General features: G+C 53.0%; 25 protein-coding genes and 1 pseudogene. 15 read left to right on the top strand and 11 right to left on the bottom strand.

Translation table 11 applies throughout. The features are described from left to right. Window positions 1-77 precede the first annotated feature (77 nt). Window positions 78-824 carry a bifunctional NADP-dependent 3-hydroxy acid dehydrogenase/3-hydroxypropionate dehydrogenase YdfG gene (gene ydfG / locus FA91_RS08900; protein WP_034914737.1) on the top strand — a complete coding sequence of 249 codons (747 nt, stop codon included), beginning with the start codon at window positions 78-80 and terminating at the stop codon, window positions 822-824. A gap of 33 nt (window positions 825-857) precedes the next feature. Here the strand turns inward: ydfG and FA91_RS08895 are convergent, their stop codons facing one another. Together FA91_RS08895 and FA91_RS08890 are read right to left on the bottom strand one after the other, a co-directional pair. Then, entirely contained in the window at window positions 858-2,390 is a 1,533-nt protein-coding gene (locus FA91_RS08895) for an MFS transporter (protein ID WP_034914735.1), read from the bottom strand. A 175-nt stretch (window positions 2,391-2,565) separates the two neighbouring features. Further along, complete coding sequence (locus FA91_RS08890; RefSeq protein WP_034919145.1) at window positions 2,566-2,892, bottom strand: YnfA family protein; 327 nt, start codon at window positions 2,890-2,892, stop codon at window positions 2,566-2,568. Between the two features lie 131 nt (window positions 2,893-3,023). Here FA91_RS08890 and FA91_RS08885 point away from each other — a divergent pair, with 131 nt between their 5' ends. Together FA91_RS08885 and FA91_RS08880 are read left to right on the top strand one after the other, a co-directional pair. Beyond that, complete coding sequence (locus FA91_RS08885) at window positions 3,024-3,383, top strand: DUF1283 family protein (protein WP_034919142.1); 360 nt, start codon at window positions 3,024-3,026, stop codon at window positions 3,381-3,383. A gap of 52 nt (window positions 3,384-3,435) precedes the next feature. Continuing rightward, on the top strand, window positions 3,436-3,729 hold the full coding sequence (locus FA91_RS08880) for a DUF1161 domain-containing protein (protein ID WP_152601350.1): 294 nt from the start codon (window positions 3,436-3,438) through the stop codon (window positions 3,727-3,729). 32 nt (window positions 3,730-3,761) lie between these two features. Here FA91_RS08880 and FA91_RS08875 read toward each other — a convergent pair whose 3' ends face one another. Continuing rightward, window positions 3,762-5,219 (bottom strand): MDR family MFS transporter, encoded by a 1,458-nt coding sequence (locus FA91_RS08875; RefSeq protein ID WP_034914729.1) that lies wholly within the window; start codon window positions 5,217-5,219, stop codon window positions 3,762-3,764. Window positions 5,220-5,602: 383 nt separating this feature from the next. Here FA91_RS08875 and osmY point away from each other — a divergent pair, with 383 nt between their 5' ends. The 4 genes from osmY to osmV are packed head-to-tail and all read left to right on the top strand — an operon-like array spanning window position 5,603 to window position 9,063. Further along, window positions 5,603-6,319 (top strand): osmoprotectant ABC transporter permease OsmY, encoded by a 717-nt coding sequence (gene osmY / locus FA91_RS08870; protein WP_034914727.1) that lies wholly within the window; start codon window positions 5,603-5,605, stop codon window positions 6,317-6,319. A gap of 18 nt (window positions 6,320-6,337) precedes the next feature. Beyond that, a complete protein-coding gene (locus tag FA91_RS08865; protein ID WP_034914725.1) occupies window positions 6,338-7,273 on the top strand; it encodes a glycine betaine ABC transporter substrate-binding protein in 936 nt (311 codons plus the stop codon). Window positions 7,274-7,282: 9 nt separating this feature from the next. Beyond that, window positions 7,283-7,930: an osmoprotectant ABC transporter permease OsmW gene (gene osmW / locus FA91_RS08860; protein ID WP_034914724.1), complete on the top strand. Its 648-nt coding sequence runs from the start codon at window positions 7,283-7,285 to the stop codon at window positions 7,928-7,930. After that, a complete protein-coding gene (gene osmV / locus FA91_RS08855) occupies window positions 7,930-9,063 on the top strand; it encodes an osmoprotectant ABC transporter ATP-binding protein OsmV (protein ID WP_034914722.1) in 1,134 nt (377 codons plus the stop codon). Before osmW ends, osmV begins: the two co-directional genes overlap by 1 nt. Window positions 9,064-9,106: 43 nt before the next feature. Here osmV and bioD read toward each other — a convergent pair whose 3' ends face one another. The 3 genes and pseudogenes from bioD to FA91_RS08845 all read right to left on the bottom strand — a co-directional run bounded on the left by bioD (window position 9,107) and on the right by FA91_RS08845 (window position 10,887). Further along, window positions 9,107-9,772: a dethiobiotin synthase gene (bioD, locus tag FA91_RS08850; protein WP_034914721.1), complete on the bottom strand. Its 666-nt coding sequence runs from the start codon at window positions 9,770-9,772 to the stop codon at window positions 9,107-9,109. Window positions 9,773-9,926: 154 nt separating this feature from the next. Then, window positions 9,927-10,043 (bottom strand): annotated as a pseudogene (locus tag FA91_RS21355) (carboxymuconolactone decarboxylase family protein); the annotation flags it as partial. After that, complete coding sequence (locus FA91_RS08845; protein WP_231566801.1) at window positions 10,042-10,887, bottom strand: alpha/beta hydrolase; 846 nt, start codon at window positions 10,885-10,887, stop codon at window positions 10,042-10,044. The gene FA91_RS08845 and the pseudogene FA91_RS21355, both read right to left, overlap by 2 nt. Window positions 10,888-11,016: 129 nt before the next feature. Here FA91_RS08845 and FA91_RS08840 point away from each other — a divergent pair, with 129 nt between their 5' ends. Next, window positions 11,017-11,373 (top strand): MerR family transcriptional regulator, encoded by a 357-nt coding sequence (locus FA91_RS08840; RefSeq protein WP_034919141.1) that lies wholly within the window; start codon window positions 11,017-11,019, stop codon window positions 11,371-11,373. Between the two features lie 5 nt (window positions 11,374-11,378). Here the strand turns inward: FA91_RS08840 and FA91_RS08835 are convergent, their stop codons facing one another. Continuing rightward, the gene (locus FA91_RS08835) at window positions 11,379-12,596 is read right to left on the bottom strand and encodes an ROK family protein (RefSeq protein WP_034914713.1); all 1,218 of its coding nucleotides are present in this window, start codon (window positions 12,594-12,596) and stop codon (window positions 11,379-11,381) included. A gap of 124 nt (window positions 12,597-12,720) precedes the next feature. After that, on the bottom strand, window positions 12,721-13,614 hold the full coding sequence (locus FA91_RS08830; protein WP_034914711.1) for a LysR family transcriptional regulator: 894 nt from the start codon (window positions 13,612-13,614) through the stop codon (window positions 12,721-12,723). A gap of 107 nt (window positions 13,615-13,721) precedes the next feature. Between FA91_RS08830 and FA91_RS08825 the strand changes: the two genes are divergently transcribed. After that, window positions 13,722-14,963, top strand: a complete 1,242-nt coding sequence (locus tag FA91_RS08825) for an MFS transporter (protein ID WP_156103118.1) — start codon at window positions 13,722-13,724, stop codon at window positions 14,961-14,963. Window positions 14,964-14,997: 34 nt separating this feature from the next. On the opposite strand, the gene msrA is transcribed toward FA91_RS08825, so the two are convergent. Continuing rightward, window positions 14,998-15,531, bottom strand: a complete 534-nt coding sequence (gene msrA, locus FA91_RS08820; RefSeq protein ID WP_034914706.1) for a peptide-methionine (S)-S-oxide reductase MsrA — start codon at window positions 15,529-15,531, stop codon at window positions 14,998-15,000. Then, window positions 15,531-16,202: a TetR/AcrR family transcriptional regulator gene (locus FA91_RS08815; RefSeq protein WP_034919138.1), complete on the bottom strand. Its 672-nt coding sequence runs from the start codon at window positions 16,200-16,202 to the stop codon at window positions 15,531-15,533. The genes msrA and FA91_RS08815 overlap by 1 nt, the downstream gene beginning before the upstream one ends. Window positions 16,203-16,481: 279 nt before the next feature. Between FA91_RS08815 and FA91_RS08810 the strand changes: the two genes are divergently transcribed. The 4 genes from FA91_RS08810 to tus all read left to right on the top strand — a co-directional run bounded on the left by FA91_RS08810 (window position 16,482) and on the right by tus (window position 19,165). Continuing rightward, window positions 16,482-16,736 (top strand): DUF1471 domain-containing protein, encoded by a 255-nt coding sequence (locus tag FA91_RS08810; protein ID WP_034914704.1) that lies wholly within the window; start codon window positions 16,482-16,484, stop codon window positions 16,734-16,736. 52 nt (window positions 16,737-16,788) lie between these two features. Then, entirely contained in the window at window positions 16,789-17,046 is a 258-nt protein-coding gene (locus FA91_RS08805) for a DUF1471 domain-containing protein (protein WP_034914703.1), read from the top strand. A 631-nt stretch (window positions 17,047-17,677) separates the two neighbouring features. Next, window positions 17,678-18,079, top strand: coding sequence for an H-NS family nucleoid-associated regulatory protein (locus tag FA91_RS08800; RefSeq protein ID WP_034914701.1), 402 nt, complete (start codon window positions 17,678-17,680; stop codon window positions 18,077-18,079). A 156-nt stretch (window positions 18,080-18,235) separates the two neighbouring features. After that, window positions 18,236-19,165, top strand: coding sequence for a DNA replication terminus site-binding protein (tus, locus tag FA91_RS08795; RefSeq protein WP_034914698.1), 930 nt, complete (start codon window positions 18,236-18,238; stop codon window positions 19,163-19,165). A 58-nt stretch (window positions 19,166-19,223) separates the two neighbouring features. On the opposite strand, the gene fumC is transcribed toward tus, so the two are convergent. After that, on the bottom strand, window positions 19,224-20,621 hold the full coding sequence (fumC, locus tag FA91_RS08790; RefSeq protein WP_034914695.1) for a class II fumarate hydratase: 1,398 nt from the start codon (window positions 20,619-20,621) through the stop codon (window positions 19,224-19,226). 193 nt (window positions 20,622-20,814) lie between these two features. Between fumC and manA the strand changes: the two genes are divergently transcribed. Both manA and FA91_RS08780 read left to right on the top strand, forming a co-directional pair. Next, window positions 20,815-21,999, top strand: a complete 1,185-nt coding sequence (gene manA / locus FA91_RS08785; RefSeq protein WP_034914689.1) for a mannose-6-phosphate isomerase — start codon at window positions 20,815-20,817, stop codon at window positions 21,997-21,999. Window positions 22,000-22,129: 130 nt separating this feature from the next. Further along, entirely contained in the window at window positions 22,130-23,683 is a 1,554-nt protein-coding gene (locus tag FA91_RS08780) for a YdgA family protein (protein ID WP_051937109.1), read from the top strand. Window positions 23,684-23,687 lie beyond the last annotated feature (4 nt).

Genomic DNA, 23,687 nt, shown 5'->3' with positions numbered 1-23,687 from the left:
AATAAGCGTCAGCCTTACCATTCTCACGGTGAAGTGCTAAGGTGTGTAACCCCCAAAATGTGTTGAGGAACAGTGAGATGATTGTATTTGTTACTGGTGCCACCGCCGGCTTTGGAGAGAGCATCACCCGCCGCTTTATCGCACAGGGTCACCGTGTGATTGCCACCGGCCGACGCAGCGAACGCCTTCAGGCCCTGAAAGAAGAGCTGGGCGACAATCTTTATACGCTGAGGCTGGACGTGCGTAACCGCGCGCAGATTGAAGACGCATTGCAAAGTCTCCCCGCCGACTGGCAAAACATCGCCGTGCTCGTGAATAATGCAGGCCTGGCGCTGGGGATGGAGCCTGCGCATAAGGCCAGCCTTGATGACTGGGAAGCCATGATCGATACCAACAATAAAGGTCTGGTCTACATGACCCGCGCGATCCTGCCCGGCATGGTTGAGCGAAACGCGGGGCACATTATTAATATTGGCTCCACCGCCGGTAACTGGCCTTATGCGGGCGGTAACGTTTATGGCGCGACCAAAGCCTTCGTTCGCCAGTTCAGCCTCAATTTACGCACCGACCTGCACGGCACTCCGCTTCGCGTGACGGACATTGAGCCAGGCCTGGTGGGCGGCACGGAGTTTTCTAACGTGCGCTTCAAGGGCGATGACGCAAAAGCCGGTAACGTTTACGAAGGTACCGAGCCGTTAACCGCTGAAGACGTTACCGAAGCGGTCTGGTGGGTGGCCACGCTGCCGAAGCATGTCAACATCAATACGCTGGAAATGATGCCGGTGTGCCAGACGCTGGCAGGATTAAAAGTCGCGAAGCGTTGAGTATGGGGCGGCCAGCAGGCTGGCCGCCGGACGTCATTTATGCGGCGTTAAATGTTGCCCAGGCTGGGTAAATTCCGCGTAGAGTTTATCGTAACTGTGCCCGGTCAGATCCTCCACCACTTTTCGTATTTCTGGCGCTGCGTGACGTTCCGCACCGCTTATTTTTAACCGATCCACCTCATCAACAAATATTTTATGCGTCTGCTTATTCAGATGAAAACTTAATGCCTGCCAGAGTGCGAGAAGCAGTAACCCTGCCGTGCCCGCAAATAACATAACGGCGATGGTCTGCACGGCACTTTCAGGCTGCGTCTGACTTCCCTTTATAAATCCTCCCGCCTGAAGCAGCATGCCAACCATAAAGGTGGCAACAGCTATCGTCGTTTTACGTGAGAAGGTCATGACGGCTGCAAATAAGCCTTCGCGGCGTTGGCGGGTGATTAATTCGTCAATATCCGGAATAAACGGAAATACGTTCCAGGGCGTGAATTCAAGCACGCAACGCCCGACCTGATAAAGCACCGCCAGGACAACTAAAAGCGCAACGTTATAGTCGCCCGGAAACTGATAAACCATCAACAAACCCACCAGACACAGCAGCATCAGACTGTAGGCAAACGTATAAAGACGTGCCGGCCCGTATCTGATGATCGCCACGCCTGCCAGCAGCGTCACCGGGAGCCCGACAATACTCATCGAAAGCAGCGTTCCCGCCAGCGCAGCAGAAATGTTCAGGCAGTAGACGCAGAAAAAAACAAACACCGTGTTGTAAATATCTTTCGCGGTAAATGAGAGAAGGTAAATGGCCAGATGCTTGCGGAACGCACGAACCCGAAGCGTTGAGGCATATTCCTTAAACAGCGCGAGCACAGAGACAAGTCTTTCCACAACCGTGGCCTGCGGCGCGACACGTTCCAACTCTGCCAGCATCTCCGGCGTTAACTCGCGCTCCCAGGTGACCTTCCAGGAAATAAAGACGCACACCATAAACAGGACGGCGAAAACAATACCGTTGATTAAATACGCATGAGGATTGTCCTCGCCGAAATGATGAATCAGTAAACCGGGAATAAAGGTGGCCAGAAAAGTGCCTGATGCCGACAGGAACATGCGGCATGTAGAGAGTTTTGTCCGTGAATTAAAATCTCGGGTCATTTCCGACGGCAACGTTTCCCAGGGAATAAGCACCATCGCGGCGATAATTTCAAAAGCAAGATAGACGGTAAGGTAAAAACCGTAGCTCATGCCATTAACCCATAACAGGGCATAAACCAGCATCAGCGGCGCGCCCGCCAGTAAAAAGAAACGGCGTCTGCCAAATTTTTTGCCGAAATATGTTTTATAAAAGTGGTCAGTGATGCTGCCCATAAATAAGCTGACAACCGCATCCACAATACGGGCAATCGCCACGATGGAAGCCGCCTGCATCGGCGTCAGACCAACCCAGGTGGTGTAAAAAAACAATAACCACGCGCCGATAACGGTAAAGGCGCCTCCGCCCATAATATCCGTGACGCCATAACCCAAACTGACAGGGATGGTGATTTTTCTGTTCTTTTGTGACATAGGATGACCCTTCCGTGGCTGCCAGAGAGGATCGAGGCCTCTCTGACAATTAAGATCCGATATGGTTGACGACCGCGTCATTCACGTTCGCGGCACCTACCATACAAGTATCTTAAAGACCGTATTGGAAGTTAAATCACATTTTCAAAAAGCATCTGGTTTCGGCTTTATACCGCTAGCCTCTTTCCCATCCCGCGACCATGATCAGCATCCCACAGAACGCGACGGCAGCGCCCAGCCAGTCGTAATAGCTGAGTTTTATGCCATCCACAAAACGGAGCCAGAGGAGCGCCGTTACCACATACACACCGCCATAGGCGGCATATACCCGGCCGCTGGCGGCGGGATGGAGCGTCAGCAGCCAGGCGAACAGCGCCAGGCTGGCGGCCGCAGGTATCAGCAGCATCACGCTCCCCTGTTTTTTCAGCCAGAGCCACGGCAGAAAACAGCCGATAATTTCAGCCAGCGCGGTAATAAAAAAAAGCAGCGTTGTTTTGAACAGCATAGAAATCTCTCTCAACCCTAAACGAGATGCGGGCGGCTGGTGAGCTATTTGCGGGTGATGATATACTACATAACGTGATCCATGCAGCCGCTCCGGCGGGCGTTGCGTTTCAAACAAGAGAATTTACGGTGAAAACGATGATGACACACAAGCAAAAATGTATGGGCAAGGCTGCTCTGCTGCTGGTGCTTGCCGGTACGCTGTTCAGCATGAACGGTATCGCGCAGGCGCAAACCGATCGCCTGATTATTGATAACGGCAACAATGCGCTGAGCAACGAGCAGGCCCGGCAGGAAAAAGAGCAGTGGGATCAAACCCATATGCTACGCAGGAAGGTGAATACCCGCGTTGAAAAAGAGTTCGATAAGGCTGACCGCGCCTATGATAATCGCGATAGCTGTGAACAAAGCGCTAACGTAAACGCTTATTGGGAGCCAAACACGCTTCGCTGTCTGGATCGCCGCAGCGGTCGTCTGATCACGCCCTGATGATAAATGGCTGCTATAGTTATTCGCTGATACTAAGCAAAAGGATAAGATGATGAAAGGTTACAAGTGGGTTATCGCGCTGATTATTGCCTCTCCTCTCGCAGCCCAGGCATCTTGCGAATCGGTTAAGGCAGATATCAGCCAGAAAATCATTAATAACGGCGTGCCGGAATCGGGTTTCACCCTTGACGTTGTTCCCAACGATCAGGCTGACAGCGCAGGCGGCCAGGTGGTTGGTCACTGCGAAAATGATTCACAGAAAATCGTCTATAAACGCAACGGGGGCGAAAGCGAGCAGCCCGTACCGGCGAATGCAGGTTCTTCCCAGGACTCGCCCTCTTCCTGATAATAAAGGCCGCTTTCGCGGCCTTTATTCATTTAGTCACCCGGCCTTTTAATCGGCAATGCGCGTGAAACTATCAGGCTGGCTGTCGCGATAATCACCGACACCGCAAATACCCAGTGCAGCGAAGCGGCAATCTGCCCCGTCACCTCCGCCAGCCCCTGCGCACCCATCGCTGCGCGCTCTGCGTGCGACATCACCTGCTGCACCGGATCCTGCCTGTCAGGCAGGCGGATAAGAAGATTATAATTCAGCACCGCGCCCATCACTGCCGTGCCCAGCGCCGAACCCAACAGGCGGCTGAACATAATTGACGCCGTGCAGATCCCTCGTATCGAATGATGTGCTGAATTCTGTACCGAGATCAGGAAGGTGGTGCTGGTCATACCCATACCGCTGCCAATTACAAAGGCCGTCAGACCGGACTGGAGAATCGAACTGTGGCTGTTTAACAGCAATAACAGCCCGGTGCCGATAATCAGCAATAACGAGCCGGTCTGCGCGGTGAAACGGTAAGAGGTTCGATGCATCAACCGACCGCTGAAGGTGCTGGCAAGCGGCCAGCCAATCGACATCATTGCCAGGGCACTGCCAGCCTGAAGCGGCGTTCCGCCGTTTACGCCCTGAATCCACGTGGGTAAAAAAGCGCTGATGCCCATCATTGCCGCGCCGATAGCCAGGTTCCCCATATTGCCTGCCAGCAGCGTTCTGCTTTGCCAGATGGCATGCGGAAACAGCGGTTCCGGCGCGTGCTTTTCATGGCGTACCAGCGCCCAGCCGGAGAGCACCGCCAGCACAAAGAGACACAAAGACCACCAGCCTGGCTCCTGCGCCTGTAACAGCGCGGCAAGCAGCGCCGTCACCGACAGCATCATCAAACCGCTTCCTGCCAGGTTCAGACGTTGCTGCTGATGGTGGCCCGGTTCGCTAAACCAGCGTGCCAGCATCAGCATGGAAACGATGCCGATGGGCACATTAACCCAGAAGATCGCCGCCCAGTTAAGGTGCTGCACAATCCATGCGCCGCTGAGCGGGCCAACGATTGCTGACACGCCCCACACGCTGGAAAGCCAGCCCTGTATAGAGGCCCGCTCTTCGGGCCGATAAACATCGGCAACAATGGTGGCGGTCAGCGGCATGATTGCGCCCGCTCCCAGCCCCTGCACGGCGCGGAACAGGATCAGCCACTGCATGCCCGGCGCGAAGCCACACAGTACCGAGCCCAGTAAAAAGAGTGAAGTGCCGATAAAAAAGACCCGTTTGCGTCCCCAGATATCGGCCAGCCGCCCATAGATCGGTACGCTTACCGCCTGCGTCAGCAGGTAAATCGAAAATACCCAGCTAAACTGCGCAAATCCTCCCAGCTCAGCAACAATGGTCGGCATCGCGGTGGCTACAATGGTGACTTCAATGGCGGCCATGAACATTGCCAGCATGCAGGCAATAAGAATCAGCGGGCGTCCGGCAACCGGCTCGTGCGTGCTTTCAGACATAGACGTGAATGCTTTCCTGTAACAACCGTGAATTTATCGATAACCGACGTAAAACCCTCAAAATGTGACGTTGTCACCGGTGACGCCAGAAATTCTCTTTTTTACCCTCAGACCTGTAATAAAGCGAGTTACAGCGCTTTAGTGCGAAAACTATCCTGCTGATTTTCCGCCTGAAACTGGCGGAACAGAGGGCACGCTGCTATAGAGTTTAAGGTACTTTTTGGTCATCTGGCGTTAAAAAACACCTGATGTATCTTTTTTAACCATTTTACCCGGCACAAACCAGGCGGATATCGCCTTATGCGCGATTGATGTTGTTGTGCTGTTTGTCACTATAACAAGGGCATGCCCGTATCCTGAAAAAACCAGGGAGAGTGAAACTTATGCAAAACGCGACGTTTTTGCGGCGCACGGCACTGGCGGTACTATTCGTTATCGCCATTGTGGCGCTGCTGGTTTACGGCCTCGGCGTTGATACCATCAAAGCCCGCCAGGTCGATTTGATTTACCTGGGCAGGCAACATATGTTCCTGGTGTTCTGGTCGATGCTGTTTGCTTTGCTGGTCGGTATTCCCAGCGGCATCATCCTCAGCCGCCCTTTCGCCCGCCGCTGGGCGGAATACGTGATGCAAATCTTTAACGTCGGTAATACCTTGCCCCCGCTGGCGGTACTGGCGCTGGCGATGGTCATTATTGGTATTGGCGATCGGCCCGCGATTGTTGCGTTATTCCTGGCATCGTTGCTGCCGATTGTGCGAAACACCTATTCCGGGCTGTGCTCCGTTCCCTCCTCGCTGATTGAAGCGGCCAACGGCATCGGTATGACCAAAGGACAACGGCTGCGTCAGGTGGAGCTTCCTAATGCCTGGCCGGTGATGCTCTCTGGAATCCGCGTGGCGATGGCGATAAACGTGGGCACCGCGCCGCTGGCGTTCCTGATCGGCGCGAGCAGCTACGGTGAACTGATTTTCCCCGGCATCTATCTGAACGATTTCCCTACCCTGATCCTTGGCGCTGCCGCAACGGCACTTTTTGCGCTGATCCTCGATATGTTACTGGCCGGATTAGGTCGCCTGCTCAGCCCACATACGGCTGTATAAGAATTAAGGAGCAGACATATGGCTAAGGCCACACTCTTTACCCGCTGGGTGCGCAACACCGCGCTGGCATTAAGTGCGACGCTGGCGCTCAGCGCAGGCGCCGCTGCCGCCGACGCCGGAAAACCTATCGTTTTTGCGACGAAAAGTTTTACCGAGCAGCACATTCTCTCGGCGATGACGACAATGTATCTGCGTAAAAAAGGCTTTCAGATTGAGCCGAAGACCAATATCGCCACCACCATTGGCCGTAACGCGATGATCAACAAGCAGGTTGATATGACCTGGGAATATACCGGTACGTCACTGATTATTTTCAACCATATCAATAAGCAAATGTCGCCGCAGGAAGCGTATGACACGGTGAAAAAACTGGACAGCAAACTGGGGCTGGTCTGGCTGAATCCGGCCCCGATGAACAACACTTACGCGTTCGCCATGCAGCGCAAACGCGCCGAGGCCGAGCATATCGAAACGATGTCCCAGCTGGTGGCGAAAGTGGAAGAGGTGCGTAAAAACGATCCGGATAATAACTGGTTGTTAGGCCTGGATCTGGAGTTTTCAGGACGCTCGGACGGCATGAAACCGCTGCAAAAAGCTTACAATATGCCGCTGGATCGCCCGCAAATCCGTCAGATGGATCCCGGCCTGGTGTATAACGCCATCCGCGACGGCTTCGTTGATGCAGGACTGGTTTACACCACCGACGGCCGCGTTAAGGGGTTCGATCTGAAGGTATTAACAGACGACAAAGGCTTCTTCCCCAGCTATGCGGTTACGCCAGTGGTAACCAAAGCCACGCTGGACAGCCATCCCGGCCTGGAAGAGGCGCTGAACAGCCTGTCGCCGCTGATCACCGATGAAGCCATTACTGAAATGAATAAACGCGTTGATATCGACCATCAGTCTCCACAACAGGTGGCGAGCGATTTTCTGAAATCTAAAGGCTTGCTCTAAGGAGGCAGAATGGAAACTATTCACTACATGATTAATAACGCGGGCTACCTGGCCTCCCTGACGTTTCAGCATTTGTGGCTGGTGGGTCTGGCCGTGGGTCTGGCGATCGTCGTCGGCGTACCGCTCGGCATCATGATTGTGCGCTACAAATGGCTGGCAACGCCGATCCTCGGCCTCGCCACCATTGTGCTGACCATTCCGTCCATCGCCCTGTTTGGCCTGATGATCCCGCTGTTTTCGATGATCGGTCAGGGAATTGGCGTACTGCCCGCGGTTACCGCCGTATTCCTTTACTCTCTGCTGCCGATTGTGCGCAACACGCATACCGCGCTGGAAAATCTGCCGGGCGGCCTGCGCGAAGCCGGACGCGGCATTGGTATGACGTTCTGGCAGCGTCTGCGCTGGGTTGAGATCCCGATGGCGCTGCCGGTTATTTTTGGCGGCATCCGTACCGCCGTGGTGATGAACGTTGGCGTAATGGCCATTGCCGCCGTCATCGGCGCGGGCGGCCTCGGCCTGCTGCTGCTGGATGGCATCAGCGGCAGTGATATTCGCATGTTGATTGCAGGCGCGCTGATGATTTGCCTGCTGGCAATTATTCTCGACTGGCTGCTGCACCGTTTGCAGCTGGCGCTGACTCCTAAGGGGATTCGATAATGATAAAACTGGAAAACCTCACCAAAACCTTTACGCAGAAAGGCACCTCGTTTAACGCGGTGGACAACGTCAGCCTGAACGTGCCGGAAGGTGAAATGTGCGTGCTGCTTGGCCCGTCCGGCTGCGGCAAAACCACCACGTTGAAGATGATTAACCGTCTGATCCCCGCCAGCAGCGGCAAGATACTGATTAACGGCGAAGACACCAGCGGTATGGACACCGTGACGCTGCGGCGCAATATTGGTTATGTGATCCAGCAAATTGGTCTGTTTCCCAACATGACCATTGAAGAGAACATCACCGTTGTGCCACGCATGTTGGGCTGGGAGAAAAAGCGCTGTCGTGAGCGGGCCAGTGAATTGATGAGCATGGTCGCGCTCGATCCGACAAAATTCCTGCATCGCTATCCGCGTGAGCTTTCTGGCGGTCAGCAACAGCGTATCGGCGTAATCCGCGCCCTGGCAGCAGATCCACCGGTATTGCTGATGGATGAGCCGTTCGGGGCGGTCGATCCGATTAACCGCGAAGTCATTCAGAATGAATTTCTGGATATGCAACGCCAGCTGAAAAAAACGGTAATGCTGGTAAGCCATGATATCGATGAGGCGCTGAAGCTGGGCGATCGTATTGCAGTGTTTGGTCAGGGCAAAATTGTGCAGTGCGCCAGCCCGGACGAACTGCTGGCGAAACCGGCCAATGAGTTTGTCGGCTCGTTTGTCGGCCAGGACCGCACGTTGAAGCGCCTGCTGCTGGTTTCCGCGGGCGACGTTACCGATCAGCAGCCAACCATCACCGTCAGGCGTTCAACCCCGCTGGCGGAAGCGTTTGGCACGATGGACGATAACGATATGCGCTCGGTCACCGTGGTGGATGAAGACGGCAAGCCGCTGGGCTTTGTCAAACGTCGGGAAGCGCGTGGCGCCAGCGGGGAATGCAGCGAACTTCTGCATAAATTTACCGTTACCGGACGTGCAGAAGAGAACCTGCGCGTGGTGCTGTCAAAACTGTATGAGCACAATATGGTATGGATGCCGATTGTGGATGAGGAAGGCCGCTACAGCGGAGAGATTTCTCAGGACTATATCGCCAGCTATCTCAGTTCAGGTCGCACGCGCCGCGCGCTGAATCCCTGATACTACGTTACTCATCTAATGGCACCTGTTTGGTGCCATTTTTTTAGCGTTTTATCGCGCTCAGATCGATATATTTCGCCAGATCGCGCGATTCAGCACGCGGCAGATAGGGCAATTCACCCAACAGCGGCGCATCAATTTTACAGCGTAAAACCTCAATGATTTCTGCGTAATGCGCCAGCCCCGGATTGATACGATTCGCCACCCATCCCAGCAGCGGCAACCCATCGTTTGCTATCGCCTGCGCGGTCAGCAATGCATGGCTGATGCAACCCAGCTTGATACCGACCACCATCACCACCGGCAGTTTTTCATCCACTGCCCAGGCGGAGAGCGGACGCAGATCGTTCATCAGGCTGTGCCAGCCCCCGGTGCCTTCAACCACCACGTGATCGGCCTGCTCATGCAGTGACATCAGCCCTTCGCTCAGTTTTGCATAGTCGACGGGCGTATCGCGGCTGGTGCTGATCTCATCTTCCAGCAGCGTTATTGGATTGATTGCAGCATAAGGAAGCGCAATTGACGACGATTCCTGAAGGATCAGCGCATCTTTATTGCGGATGCCCTCTTCCGTTTGCTGACTTCCTTTGGCGACGGGTTTATAGCCGACGGTACGCTTATTGCCTTCTGCCAGTTTTTGTAACAGGGCGCGGCTGATCACCGTTTTTCCCACTTCAGTATCGGTACCGGTAATAAACAAACGTTTCATGCTGTCCCACCCCACTGGCCACCATCGGCCAAAAAAAATAACAAAAATCACTGAGGCAGAAATAGTAGGACAGCATGAGCATGGGCAGCTTGCGTTAGCGCAAGATTTTGTCATAACAAAGTTGCGTCGATATTTTGTTAATACGCGCGCTAATCTATTGCCTCATGCCGATGGCAAGTCGGTTAAACGCTGACATCAGGGAAATGGCAAAGGTCAGGTCGGAAATTTCACTATCAGAAAAAAAGTCATGAAGCGGTGCAAAATATTCATCAGTAATGAAGTTGAGCAGCAAACTCGGCTAAATCGCGGTTAAACCTGGAGGGTTCTTCATTAAACGGCGCATGTCCGGAATCAGCATATATCAGTGAGCGTATCTGCGGGTTAATACTTTTGGCCCGTGCCAGAGAGGCCTGCGGGTTAACCAGTGCATCATACTTGCCATAAATAAAGAGTAACGGAACACGGGCGGAGCCGAGCCCCTGCTCAAGGGGAATACGCATACCCGGCACCGCGCGCTGCATTGACCAGGAGGCCATCGCGGCGCTGGCGATAAGTTGTTCAAACGTGCGGCTGTCCGGCTGCTGGTGAAAACACAACCTGAGAAAGTCGCGCTCTCCATTGAGGTGCGTTTTCAACTCTGCTGATGTCATGCCTTCATAGACGGCCGGATGCGCCGGGATTAGCACTGGCGTTAACTCAACCACGCCATCGACGTACATGGCTCCCCGGATCTGACGATCGCCATAGGCAGCCAGATATTGGGTGATAACCGCCCCGCCTAGAGACCAGCCAACCAGCAGCGGCCTGGCTGCATGACTTCCTTCAATGACCGTTGCAAGATCCTCCGCCCAGCGTTTGCCTTCCCGGTACGAAGAATCCTGTTCCGGTTTGCCGGAAAGACCATGTCCTCTTAAATCATACGTAATCAGCCGCAAATGCTTTAGCTGGTCATCCTGTAATTGATTTTCCCAGTTCAGGTGGCTCCCCAGTAATCCGTGGATAAGAATGACGGGCGTGCCGTTGGGGTCCCCCGCTTCCTGTACCGCCAGCCGGGTACCGTCAGGCGCGGTCAGAAAGTAACTCTTTTGTGCTGCATAAAGATGCAGAGAAAACATCAGCAGAAAAACCGATAGCAAGAAGCGGGAAGCGCGAAATAACAGCATGATAAACTCCTCAGAAAGTCATTTCAGGCTATGCTGCACCCTGACACTGATGTCAGGGTCAAGAGAAAAGAAGGCGATAAGATGCATTTATCTATTGGCGAAGTATCAGAACGGTCAGAGGTCAGCGTGCGGGCAATCCGTCATTACGATAAACACGGGCTTGTTACGTCAATACGTGGCAGTAATGGTTATCGTTACTTTAACGATCAGTCGGTTACCGAGGTTCGCCAGATTCGCCGTTTAATCGCCGCAGGGTTTACCCTCTCTGAAATCTGTGGTTTTCCTGCCTGTATGCGTGCCAGGGAAGAGGCTGAATTTTGCCCGGAAACACAGGCCGCACTTTTGAGGCACCTTGCTGAGGTTGAAAAACATATTTGTGCACTCGAAACACAACGGGCGGAGTTGGTAAAAGCACTGAGCCAACAGAAGTGTCCCTGAGAGCATTACCCCTGGAGCAGCCTGACCAACAGCGTGCCGTTATAGAGCGCCTCTTTCACCAGCGCGGCGCCCGGCATGGTGCCGATGTTGTAAAAATGCGTGGCTTCAACGGCGATCTGCTGGCTGTAAACGGGCAAAGACTGTCGGCGAATGCAGTCTGCGATAGCGGGGTAGAGAATTTCGCTGGCCTGATTAAGCGGTGATCCAATCAGGATCTTTTGCGGATTAAAAAGGTTAACCATAATGGCCAGAATACGTCCGACATTATGTCCGACGCCGGTAATCACGTCTCTGGCAAGAAGATCGCCCGCCAGGGCAGCGTCACAGAGCGACTCGATGCTCAGCGGCAGATGATGAAGCGTGGATTGCGGCGAGGCAGGCAGCCGCTGCGCCGCCAGTTCCAACATGCTTTCGATACTGGCGACGGTTTCAAGGCAACCGTGATTGCCGCAATAGCACTGTTTGCCCCAGGCATCAATTTGCGTATGCCCTATTTCCACCAGCGTACTGCTGCCGCCGTGCAGCAGCCTGCCGCCGGTTATCACACCTGCGCCAACGTTATGATCGATAACAACCTGAATCACATCTTTTATATCGCGTGAGGCGCCAAACAGCGCTTCCGCCATCGTCCATGCACAAATATCATGCTGAATATAGACCGGCAGACCCGTGCGCTTCTCGAGCTCAGGGCCGAGCGGCATGGCATCTACCTGATAAAATGGCATCCGCTGGACAATGCCGGTTTTCGCATCAACAATGCCCGGCAAGGTGATAGCGATAGCAGTAAGCCGTTCAAGTTTGTTTTGATGGCGGACAAAAAAAGCGTCGATTTCAGCAATGATGCGGTTCAGTAGCGGCTTGTCATCGTTAACGGGAAGCGGGCGCAGCTCTTCCACCACCAGTTTGCTGCTAAGCTCGCGCAGAGCCAGGGTGATTTCGCCATTGCCGATACGCGCCGAGAGGAAATGCCAGGCGACGGTGTCGAGCGTTAATCCAATCGCGGGACGGCCGCGGCTGCCTGCATCCTGAAACTCCGTCTCCTGCACCAGATGCGCTTCCAGCATTTCGCGCACGATTTTTGTGATACTTGCGGGTGCAAGCTGGGCTTTTTTGGATAAATCAATGCGTGATACAGGCCCGAAGCGATCGATCAGGCGATAGACAGCACCTGCGTTAATTTGCTTGATCTGGTCGATGTGGCCTGGCTGACCGTCCGTTATCACACCCCTGCCTCCACTTATTTTCACGCTTCAAAATAAACCCTCAGACCATGGTGGAACAGTTAGCTGACCGCGTCAAATATTTGATTAGAAATGTGATTTACTGCACACAAAAAACCTTCTCCGTTCAGAAATCATTCGCCAGCAGCAGCGCTTTCATGTGCCGGATCGTTGCGCTCATCTCACGTCGCGTCGACCACACCAGCCACACTTCTGACCAGACGTCTTTTTCACGCAGCGGCAGCCAGCAGACATCATCCAGTCGGATGCGGCGAAATGAAGCGGGCAAAATGGAGACGCCCAGCCCTGTGGCGACCAGCCCGATAATCGTCATCGCCTCACCGACTTCCTGAGCAATATCCGGCACGATACCGTAACGTTGCAGCATGGCCAGCGTTTCTGAATAGAGCGCCGTGCCTACCTGGGGATCAAAAAAAACAAAAGGTTCGTTAGCCAGTTCGCTGACAGAAATACTCTCTTTGCCCGCCAGCCGGTGCGCACGATGCACCACGGCGCAAAGCGGCTCGCGCAGCATCAGCTGATGGTTGAGAACGTCAGGCAGCGGCGTATTGCGCATCACGCCCAGATCAAGCCGACCATCAAGCAGCGGCTCAAGCTGCTGCCGGGTATTGATCTCCTGCATCTGAATATGGACATGCGGATAGCGCTGGCGGAAGGTAAAGAGCGCATCAGACACCGTAGCGATAAACGGCGCGGAAGAGGTAAAACCAATCCGCAATTCGCCCTGATGGCCGTGATGAATGCGTGACGCTTTATCGGCCGCCAGCGTCACACTCTGCATAATCTGACGCGCATCATGCAGAAAGTGTTCTCCGGCGGGCGTGAGCTGCACGCTTCGATTGGTACGGGCAAACAGTCGGGCATCAAGCTGTTGCTCAAGCGCCTGGATTTGCTGGCTCAGAGGCGGCTGCGAGATATTAAGGCGTCGCGCGGCGCGGCCAAAATGCAGTTCTTCAGCAACGGCAATAAAATAACGGAGGTGGCGTAGCTCTATATTCATACTTTAAATATATCATTTGAGATAATTAATATATTAGACATCATATTACTGCTTATTTACAGTAACCCTGCTGATTATTGTAAACAGGATTATGTGTGAATCGTTCAATGTCCGGCTCCGACGTGGAAGAAATTGTTCAACAACCTTCCGGAGCACACCCTGCTAAAAACCTCTATATCCGACGCGGCACCAAGGCCTTTATTCGGGTCACCTTCGCGCTTTTCTCTGCGGGACTGGCTACCTTTGCCTTGCTTTATTGCGTGCAACCTATTCTGCCTGTCCTGTCGCAGGAGTTTGGCGTATCGCCTGCCGCCAGCAGCCTTTCGTTATCGGTTTCCACCGGCCTGCTGGCGCTGGGACTGCTGGTCACCGGGCCGCTCTCTGATGCCATCGGCAGAAAATCGGTGATGGTAACTGCGCTGCTGCTGGCGGCGGTCTGTACGTTGCTCTCAGCAACCATGACCAGCTGGCATGGTATTTTGATCATGCGAGCGCTGATCGGGCTTTCGCTCAGCGGCGTGGCGGCGGTGGGCATGACCTATCTCAGTGAAGAGATGCACCCTGGCGTCATCGCTTTTTCGATGGGGCTTTATATCAGCGGCAACTCTATCGGCGGCATGAGCGGACGTCTGCTGAGTGGCGTGATCACCGATTTCAGTTCATGGCGCGTGGCGGTGATGGTCATCGGCTGTTTCGCGCTGGCGGCGGCGCTGATGTTCTGGAAAATTCTCCCGCCTTCACGCCATTTCCGCCCGATTTCGCTGAAGCCACGCAGCCTGGCGATCAATTTCCGTTTGCACTGGCGTGACAGCGGTCTGCCGTTGCTGTTTGCGGAGGGTTTCCTGCTGATGGGCGCCTTTGTGACGTTGTTCAATTATATTGGCTATCGCCTGCTGGCGGCGCCGTTCTCTCTTAGTCAGGCGACGGTCGGCCTGCTGTCGGTAGTCTATCTGACCGGCACATGGAGCTCACCGAAAGCGGGCGCGATGACCGCGAAATATGGCAGAGCACGCGTGCTGCTCTTCTCGACCGCCCTGATGCTGGCGGGGCTGCTGATCACCCTGTTCAGCAATCTCTTACTGATTCTGCCAGGCATGATGCTGTTTGCCGCAGGCTTCTTTGCCGCGCACTCTGTCGCCAGCGGCTGGATAGGCCCGCGCGCGCGGCGTGCTAAAGGACAGGCTTCGTCGCTCTATTTGTTCAGCTACTACCTGGGCTCCAGCGTGGCGGGCACGCTGGGCGGCGTGTTCTGGCGGCAGTTTGGCTGGAATGGCATCAGTGCGTTTATCGGCCTGATGCTGGTCGTGGCGCTACTGGTGGCGCTTCGCTTGAAAAGTAAGGGGCTTTGAGCAAAAAAAAGCCTCCGGGCAGGAGGCTTTTACATCATGAGCGGGTGCGTTCCGCATAGCGCTTGCGTAATTTTTGCAGCTTGGACGGGATAACGGCCAGACAGTAACGGTTCTCCTGTCCCTCACCTTCCCAGTAATTTTGATGATAATCCTCCGCCGGATACCACTCCGTCGCGGCTTCAATAGTCGTCACGATGGTTTCCTGATGATCGGCCTGCGCACGGGCGATCGCTGCCTTTGCTTCAACCGCCTGCGATTCATTCAGCGGAAAAATAGCGGAGCGATACTGGGTACCGATATCATTGCCCTGCCGGTTTAACTGCGTCGGATCGTGTGTGGCAAAGCTGATATCCAGCAACTCACCATAACCGATCTTTTCAGGATCGAAGCCCAGCCGGATAGCTTCTGCATGGCCGGTTTCGCCGCTGCACACTTCACGATAGGTCGGATTGGCGGTGTGGCCACCAATGTATCCGCTTTCAACGGATTCAACGCCATTGATTTGCTTGAAAACCGCTTCGGTACACCAAAAGCAGCCTCCGGCGATGATTGCATATTCTGTGGTCATTAAGACTCCTTATCTGATGCGTGACGGGCAGTATGGCAGCCCAGGCGGCTAAGCACGGGCCATTGCAGCATAAGTGTATCAATAATGCTATCCAGCTCCGCACGCGTGGTCCCTGCGCGAGCGCGCACCGACATCCCCTGAAGAATACAACCAAGCCAGGCAGAGAGCGCGTTGATATCCGTTTCAGCATCCAGCTCGCCGGTTTTCTGCCGCGCCAGCAGAAATGCCTTGAGATGATTTTCCTGGCTGAGCGACTGTTCATGAAGCATCTCAGCCACTTCTGTGGCGTCGGCGGAAAGCGCCGTCGAGGTGCAGATAAAAAAGCAGCCCGATGGCTTTTTACCGTCGGTAAAACAGACGGCGGTAGCGCGAAAATAGTGCTCAATGCCCTCAGCCACGCTGCGTTCAGGACAGGCCAGTGCAGCTTTACGCTGCTCGCCAAACTTTTCATTATAGCGTTCGAGAACGGCGCGAAACATGCCCTGCTTATTGGTGAATTCGGCATAGAGCGTGGGCGCCTTAGCACCTGTTGCTTCCACGAGATCGGATAGTGAGGTGGCCTCATAGCCGTGTCGCCAGAACAGCTCCAGCGCCTTATCGATCGCCGCTTCGCGGTTAAACGTCTTAGGTCTTCCGCGGCTTTTTGCTGCACAAATTTCACTATCAGTCATCACGTCTCCCGCCACTAGCGTTCCGGTAACCTGCTTAATACGATAAAAAAGCATGCGTTGGCATGCCGGGCGCAGTCCATTGCACAGTAACCACGGTAACACAATTAAAATATAATTCACTAATAAAATAAATAATCAACATTATCAGTTAGTTATTGCATTTATTATCAATCATTAATAAATAGCATTGACGCGCTGAAATTCCCCGCGTAACATTAAGTTATCGATCGTTATTTAATACGATCCTGACAACCCTTTTACGATATTTCGAGGCGCATTATGAAACGTTACAGCATCCTGTTTACCACTTTACTCCTTACCGCTCTTTCTTCTTCAACCTTTGCTGCCGAGCTCATTGACAATGCGCCAGCGCAGCAACAAGAAGTGGGCGTGATTTCCGTATCAGGAACGAATCTTTCTTCAATGGAATCACAACTGGCTGAAAAAGCAGACGCCGCTGGTGCCAAATCTTTCCGAATCGTTTCCACTACCGGAAATAATCGTATGCACGCGACCGCTGCAATTTATCAATAATTACGCAGCGTGCGTAATTAAATCTGAGTTCCCTACCCTTAAGGTAAATTTTATGAAAAACGTAACACTGTTAATCGTCTCCACAATATTTAGCGTGTTTGCTTTTAACGCTGCGGCGGCGGAGTTAGTGGTAAATACACCCGTTGAACAACAACGTGCAGGCGTAATAAGTGCGACTGGCAGCAGCAGTCTCACCTCGCTGGAATCGCAGCTGTCGACAAAAGCCGATCGCGTTGGCGCAAAGGCGTTCCGCATCGTTTCGACCTCTGGTCAGAACAATCTTCATGGCACCGCCATTATCTATAATTAACGCCCGCCTCAACTGCCGTCAGTAATCCTCTGACGGCAGAGAGTTGAAAACGATAAGCCTATTCACCTCCCCTTCACTCATTATTTCATCGCTTCGTTTCTTCAGTAGTAACACCCTTCAACCTGCCTGACTTTGTTTTAATATGACGCGACTCTGTGTCTCATCAGGAGTATGAATTTAAAGCGAGGATTTTATAATTACCTTGGTATGTTGTAACTAAAATAGGATACTAACTTACCATTCTGATTGTTCCGGTCTTTTATCCGCCTTAACGAAGGAAGCGATAACGTAAATTTCTTTTATGACTATTCACCGCATGGTGTCGGATAAATCGAATGATAATCGAACGCGGCTTATTTGCCTTCCCTTTTTCTTTATCGCGTTCAGTAACATGACTTAATCGCATCAACATTAAGTGCCGGCGTAAAACGGTACTTATCCGTTAAGATTTGTCTCAATAATGTAAATGTATTTACATCTGATGGTTGATCGTCTTCGCATAAAAAAAGAAAAATAGTGGTAATTGCGCATTATTTTATTAATTAGGTGTTTTTTACCGACGAATTTATCTGTACACTGGCTTTCGAATCGTACACTGATTAATTTTCAACCCAACACTACGGATTTCTTTATGAGCGAAACTCTGAAAGTATTAAATAACATTCGAACTCTTCGTGCACAGGCTCGTGAAGTTTCTTTAACTGAACTTGAAGAGATGCTGGAAAAACTCGAAGCCGTTGTTAACGAGCGTCGTGATTCGGAAGCGGCACTGGCTTCTGAAATCAAAGAAAAAGAAGAGAAGTTGGCTAAATATCGTCAAATGCTGCTCGACGACGGTATCGATCTTAGCGAACTGACTTCTGTTGATGCGGGTTCTGCTAAATCACGTTCCAAGCGTGCACCGCGTCCGGCAAAATACCAGTATAAAGACGAGAATGGCGAAACCAAATCATGGACCGGTCAGGGTCGTACGCCTGCAATTATTAAGCAGGCGCTTGACCAGGGTAAAAAACTGGAAGACTTCCTGATTTAATTTCTCCCGGCTGCGTCGGCCCCATCGGCGCAGCCAGCATCGTCTCCCCTGCTCTTATTAATTTTCCTTCTTTAATCATTAATAGCTTTGCTAATATAACGAATATCACTGCGAAGTATTTGCCAGCTTTAAAGCATGTTGTAACTAAGGATAAATATGAGTCGCCATGATGCTATCGACAGGTTGCACCGCTGCGTCGCCGACCTGGAAACGTGCCTTTCTGCGCTTTGCGACAGGCTGCAAGAGCAACGGTTGCTTGCTGCCCGCGTGTTTGAATTACCTGCTATCAATAAGGGAAACGAGCATGAGCCTGTTAACCAGATTGCGGTTGAGCAGCATCTGGCCCAACCCGCTCTTGACCGCACACTCAAACATTTCACCCGTCTTTTTATACATCATCAGTCGGAAACGATCAGTACGAAAGCTGCCGTGCGTTTACCGGGTGTAATATGCCTTGAAGCAGCGCCCCAAGCGTTTATGGCGATCCATCAGATGACAGAAAGCATTAATAACCTGAAGAAACGGCTCGAAGAAATTATTACCATTGAGTCGGGCGTGGCCAGTGAAGAACGCTTTGAATTTGTCCATACACATATCCCTGGCCTTATAACGCTGAACGCATATCGTTCAATTACGCTTCTCGACGCGCCTGATTCCGTGCGTTTTGGCTGGGCAAACAAGCATATTATTAAAAAAGTCAGCCGCAAAGAGATCCTGCATAATCTGGAGAAAAGCATTGCTGCGGGGCGTTCAGTCGCGCCGTGGAGCCGGGAGCAGTGGGCGGAAAAATTAGAAGAAGAGATGGCCGCAATTAAATCGCTTCCTGCCTCAGCCGTCCTCAGGATTAAACGTCCGGTAAAGGTCCAGCCAATAGCGAGAGTGTGGAATAAACAACAACAAAAGCAGACGCAATTCGCCTGCCCTTCTCCATTGATTGCGCTTTGCCCGGATGCGGCCAGCGTACCAAAAATTGGTGAACTGCTGAATTATGATCAAACTAAAGTGACATATCGTTACAAGCCTGATGCAAAACCCCTGTATTCGATCGTTCCTCGTCTTCATCTCTACAGCGATCGGCTGATTTAAAATTTATTAAACTAAAAAAAAGGCGAAGAAACCTTCGCCTTTTACAACAGGATGGAAATCAGGATTTCATGCTGCCTACCATTTCCTCAGGACGTACCCATTCATCAAACTGTTCTTCGGTAAGGTAGCCCAGTTTTAACGCAGATGCTTTCAGCGTCAGTCCTTCCTTATGCGCCTTCTTGGCAATTTCAGCGGCTTTATCGTAACCAATATGCGTATTTAAGGCGGTGACCAGCATCAGCGATTCATTAAGCAACTGCGAAATACGATCGCGATTTGGCTCAATGCCAACGGCGCAGTGATGATTAAAACTGTCCATGCCATCTGCTAACAGGCGAACCGACTGAAGGAAATTATGAATAATCATCGGACGATAAACATTCAGTTCAAAATTACCGGAGGCGCCGCCCATATTGACCGCAACGTCATTGCCAATAACCTGACAGCAGAGCATGGTCATCGCCTCACACTGCGTCGGATTCACTTTCCCTGGCATGATTGAACTGCCCGGCTCATTTTCAGGAATAGCGATTTCCCCAATGCCGCAGCGCGGCCCGGATGAGAGCCAGCGCACATCATTGGCGATTTTCATTAACGAGGCCGCCAGCCCTTTAAGTGAGCCATGCGCATGAACCAGCGCATCACAGGTGGCAAGCGCTTCAAATTTGTTGGGTGAGGTGACGAAAGGCTGATGCGTGAGATCGGCCAGCTCTTTCGCGACACGAACCGCGTATTCAGGATGCGTATTCAGCCCTGTTCCAACGGCAGTTCCCCCCAGCGCCAGTTCGGCGACGTGCGGAATGCTCTGCTCAATATGTTTGAAATTATGTTCCAGCATCGCCACCCAGCCGGAGATCTCCTGGCCGAGGGTCAGCGGCGTGGCATCCTGAAGGTGGGTACGGCCAATCTTCACAATGTCTTTGTACGCTTCTGCTTTCTGGTTCAGCGTATCCCGCAGCGCATTGAGCTGTGGAATAAGGTGCTCTTTCACCGCAATCACTGCCGCTACGTGCATCGCGGTCGGGAAAACGTCATTGGAGCTCTGACTTTTATTAACGTCATCGTTAGGATGGACCAGGCGCGACATGCCGCGCTCACCGCCAAGCAGTTCACTGGCGCGATTCGCCAGCACCTCATTCATATTCATGTTTGTCTGCGTGCCGGAGCCGGTCTGCCAGATAGCGAGCGGAAACTCTGCGCTGTGCTTGCCTGCCAGCACCTCATCCGCCGCGCGAATGACAGCGTCGGTACGCTCGGCCGGCAGCAGTCCCAGATCGCCATTGACCTTCGCCGCCGCGCGCTTGGTCAGCGCCAGCGCATTAACCAGCTCGACCGGCATTTTTTCGGTTGAGATGCGGAAGTGTTCCAGCGAGCGTTGCGTCTGCGCGCCCCACAGTTTGTCAGCCGGTACGTCGACAGATCCCATTGAATCTTTTTCGATGCGATTGGCGGCCATTGTGCTCTCCTTAAGTATCAACAGTTAACAGATAAGTCACTTACCCTCTCACAAAAAGCAGGATGCGGGCCAGAGGTGACATACAATAATTTAACATTATGAGACAGCATTACGCTTATTTCATGACGCATTGACTCTTTACCGCCGTTTTCTGTTTTAATACACGCGATATATAAATTTTTGGTGAATCCACATGCAAAAATTAATTAATTCGCTGCAACATTACGCCTGGGGCAGCCCCCGCGCATTAACGGAACTTTACGGTATTGAAAATCCGCAACGGCTGCCGATGGCGGAACTCTGGATGGGCGCGCATCCCAAAAGCCCGTCATCTGTCAGGATCGGAGCAGAAACGCGCTCGCTTCGTGAGGTCATTGACGCGGACAAAACCGCGCTGCTGGGTGCGGCAGTCGCCTCCCGCTTTGGCGAGTTACCGTTTCTGTTTAAGGTGCTGTGTGCCGATCAGCCGCTCTCCATTCAGGTTCACCCCAGCAAAGCGGCAGCCGAAAAGGGCTTTGAAAAGGAAAATGCAGCAGGCATCGACCTTACCGCCGGCCATCGTAATTATAAAGATGCGAATCACAAGCCGGAGCTGGTGTATGCCTTAACGCCTTTCAAAGCGATCAACGGCTTTCGCGAACTGCACGAAATCGTTTCACTTCTTCAGCCGTTATCCGGCGCGCATCCGGCAATTGCACATTTTCTTCAGTTGCCTGACACCGACGGCCTGGCGACGCTGTTTGCCGCCCTGCTTTCGCTGGAAGGTGAAGAAAAAAGTCTTGCGATTGATGTGCTCAAAGCCACACTGCGCGGACAGCACGGCGAACCGTGGGAAACCGTTCGCCTGATTGCGGAATTTTATCCGGACGACAGCGGCCTCTTCTCGCCGCTACTGCTGAACGTAATTGAACTTCAGCCAGGCGAAGCGATGTTTCTCTTCGCGCAGACGCCGCACGCCTATCTGCAAGGTGTGGCGCTGGAGATCATGGCCAATTCGGATAACGTTCTGCGCGCCGGCCTGACGCCCAAGTATATCGATATCCCGGAACTGCTCGATAATCTGAAATTTGAAGCGAAACCGTTTGCCAGCCTGTTGACACAGCCGGTAAGCGATGGCGCGACGCAGCATTTCCCGGTGCCGGTGGAGGATTTCGCTTTTTCAATCCACCACCTGAGTGCCGAACCCGTTACCGTTCGGCAGACGAGCGCGGCCATTCTGTTCTGTATCGACGGCCAGGCGCTGGTCAGCCACGGTGAAGAGAGCCTCTCGCTGAAACCGGGCGAATCCTGTTTTGTCGCGGCGAATGAGTTTCCCGTTACGCTCGCCGGTAACGGGCGCGTCGCCAGAGCCTGGAATGATTTGCGCAATAGCGGCTGACGTTAACGGCGGTAATTGCTATGATTATTCAGGTTTTAAGCAAAAAACGCCCGGTGGGCGTTTTTTTATCGCCGGGCAGTTGTCCGCAGGGCGGACGTGTCGGCACCAGGACTTAAAGGACGAATGGCAAATGAAAAAGACGAAGATAGCAGTAGGCGTGGTCGTTGCGCTTGGCGTGATTTGGACCGGCGCCGCCTGGTTTACCGGTAAGCAGCTTGAGAAAAACATGGGCGAGCTGGTGCAAAACGCAAATGCTCAGTTAAATACCATGGCGCCAGAGAGCCGCTTACGGCTCAGCTATCAGGATTTTAACCGTGGCGTGTTCAGCAGTACCGCGCGGTTCGTACTTCAGTCCAGTTCACAAACCGAAGACAATTCCATCATTAAACCAGGCCAGAGCGTGGTTTTTAACGAGAAAATCGATCACGGCCCCTTTCCGCTGGCGCAGTTGAAAAAGTTTAACCTGATCCCAAGCATGGCGTCGGTGCATACGCAGCTGGAAAATACCGATGCGGTTAAAAAGCTGTTTGAAATGACCAAAGGCGAATCCATCGTGAAGGCCGAAACCCGTATTGGTTACGGCGGCGCAACGGCATCCGATATCCATTTGCTGCCGGTCGATTATAACAATGCGCAAACCGGCGAACGTTTTGCCTCCAACGGCGGCACCTTCAAGGTCGATGCTGATGATAAAGGCGATAAGGTGAGCTTAAACGGCGAGCTGGAGAGCGTGCTGCTCACCGCGAAAAATCAGTACGACATGCCGGTACTTTTTACCGCTAACGGCCTGTCGCTGGACGCCAATACGCATCTGAGCGCGGAAGGCATGCGTATCGGCGATCAGCACATCTCGCTGAAAAAACTCACGGCAGCGGTCAACGGCGAAGAAGCGTTTACCGCGGAAGGCCTGAACGGTAAATCCTCATTTGATTCTGATAAGAGCCTGATCTCGGGCAGCATCGACTACACCCTGGATGCGCTGAAGGTGCAGAAGCAGAACTTCGGCCAGGCGAAGCTTGGCATCAAGCTGTCACAGTTTGATGCCAAAGCCATGAAAGCCTTCTCTGAAAACTACAATCAGCAGGTGCAGGCGCTGATGAATGAGCCCGGCATCAGCGATAATCCTGAGCGCTATCAGCAGCGAATGAGTGAAATTTTCAGCACCAATCTGCCGCTGCTGCTGAAAGGCGATCCGGTAGTGAACATCGCGCCGCTGAGCTGGAAAAATGATAAAGGCGAAAGCAGTTTCAACCTGGCCGTTCACTTTAAAGATCCCGCCGGCGGTAACGCCCAGCCGCAGGATATCGGCCAGGCGGTTGATAACGTCCTGAAAACGCTGGACGGCAAGCTGACCATCTCAATGGACATGGCGACCGAGCTGATGACTCGTGTGGCGATGACGGAAGGCTACAAGGAAGACGATGCGAAGAAACTGGCCGAGCAGCAGGTCAAAGGCCTGGCGGCGATGGGCCAGATGTTTAAGCTGACCACGCAGCAGGACAACAACATTGTCACCCGTCTGCAATACGCTTCCGGCCAGGTGACCATGAATGGCGATAAGCTGCCGCTCGATCAGTTCCTGGCGCGCTACATGCTTGGCGGTATGATGCCGCAGGTTCAGCCCGCGCCGCAGGCGCCGGCGCAACCTCAGGCGCAACCAAATGTGCCGTTGCAGCAGCCTTAATAGT

Source organism: Erwinia sp. 9145 (assembly GCF_000745075.1).
Taxonomy (GTDB): Bacteria; Pseudomonadota; Gammaproteobacteria; order Enterobacterales; family Enterobacteriaceae; genus Erwinia; species Erwinia oleae.
The sequence above is the reverse complement of the archived record's forward strand: the minus strand, read 5'-3'. Positions and strand labels throughout refer to the sequence as shown.

What these genes read in the sequence shown, in the direction of transcription:
- FA91_RS08810 (WP_034914704.1), top strand. Translation starts at nt 16,482, where the DNA reads ATGAAACGTTACAGCATCCTGTTTACCACTTTACTCCTTACCGCTCTT.
- FA91_RS08875 (WP_034914729.1), bottom strand. Translation starts at nt 5,219, where the DNA reads ATGTCTGAAAGCACGCACGAGCCGGTTGCCGGACGCCCGCTGATTCTT.
- osmY (WP_034914727.1), top strand. Translation starts at nt 5,603, where the DNA reads ATGCAAAACGCGACGTTTTTGCGGCGCACGGCACTGGCGGTACTATTC.
- msrA (WP_034914706.1), bottom strand. Translation starts at nt 15,531, where the DNA reads ATGACCACAGAATATGCAATCATCGCCGGAGGCTGCTTTTGGTGTACC.
- FA91_RS08880 (WP_152601350.1), top strand. Translation starts at nt 3,436, where the DNA reads ATGAAAGGTTACAAGTGGGTTATCGCGCTGATTATTGCCTCTCCTCTC.
- bioD (WP_034914721.1), bottom strand. Translation starts at nt 9,772, where the DNA reads ATGAAACGTTTGTTTATTACCGGTACCGATACTGAAGTGGGAAAAACG.
- FA91_RS08780 (WP_051937109.1), top strand. Translation starts at nt 22,130, where the DNA reads ATGAAAAAGACGAAGATAGCAGTAGGCGTGGTCGTTGCGCTTGGCGTG.
- FA91_RS08840 (WP_034919141.1), top strand. Translation starts at nt 11,017, where the DNA reads ATGCATTTATCTATTGGCGAAGTATCAGAACGGTCAGAGGTCAGCGTG.
- FA91_RS08830 (WP_034914711.1), bottom strand. Translation starts at nt 13,614, where the DNA reads ATGAATATAGAGCTACGCCACCTCCGTTATTTTATTGCCGTTGCTGAA.
- FA91_RS08805 (WP_034914703.1), top strand. Translation starts at nt 16,789, where the DNA reads ATGAAAAACGTAACACTGTTAATCGTCTCCACAATATTTAGCGTGTTT.
- FA91_RS08825 (WP_156103118.1), top strand. Translation starts at nt 13,722, where the DNA reads ATGTCCGGCTCCGACGTGGAAGAAATTGTTCAACAACCTTCCGGAGCA.
- osmV (WP_034914722.1), top strand. Translation starts at nt 7,930, where the DNA reads ATGATAAAACTGGAAAACCTCACCAAAACCTTTACGCAGAAAGGCACC.
- manA (WP_034914689.1), top strand. Translation starts at nt 20,815, where the DNA reads ATGCAAAAATTAATTAATTCGCTGCAACATTACGCCTGGGGCAGCCCC.
- tus (WP_034914698.1), top strand. Translation starts at nt 18,236, where the DNA reads ATGAGTCGCCATGATGCTATCGACAGGTTGCACCGCTGCGTCGCCGAC.
- osmW (WP_034914724.1), top strand. Translation starts at nt 7,283, where the DNA reads ATGGAAACTATTCACTACATGATTAATAACGCGGGCTACCTGGCCTCC.
- fumC (WP_034914695.1), bottom strand. Translation starts at nt 20,621, where the DNA reads ATGGCCGCCAATCGCATCGAAAAAGATTCAATGGGATCTGTCGACGTA.
- ydfG (WP_034914737.1), top strand. Translation starts at nt 78, where the DNA reads ATGATTGTATTTGTTACTGGTGCCACCGCCGGCTTTGGAGAGAGCATC.
- FA91_RS08800 (WP_034914701.1), top strand. Translation starts at nt 17,678, where the DNA reads ATGAGCGAAACTCTGAAAGTATTAAATAACATTCGAACTCTTCGTGCA.
- FA91_RS08815 (WP_034919138.1), bottom strand. Translation starts at nt 16,202, where the DNA reads ATGACTGATAGTGAAATTTGTGCAGCAAAAAGCCGCGGAAGACCTAAG.
- FA91_RS08845 (WP_231566801.1), bottom strand. Translation starts at nt 10,887, where the DNA reads ATGTTTTCTCTGCATCTTTATGCAGCACAAAAGAGTTACTTTCTGACC.
- FA91_RS08865 (WP_034914725.1), top strand. Translation starts at nt 6,338, where the DNA reads ATGGCTAAGGCCACACTCTTTACCCGCTGGGTGCGCAACACCGCGCTG.
- FA91_RS08895 (WP_034914735.1), bottom strand. Translation starts at nt 2,390, where the DNA reads ATGTCACAAAAGAACAGAAAAATCACCATCCCTGTCAGTTTGGGTTAT.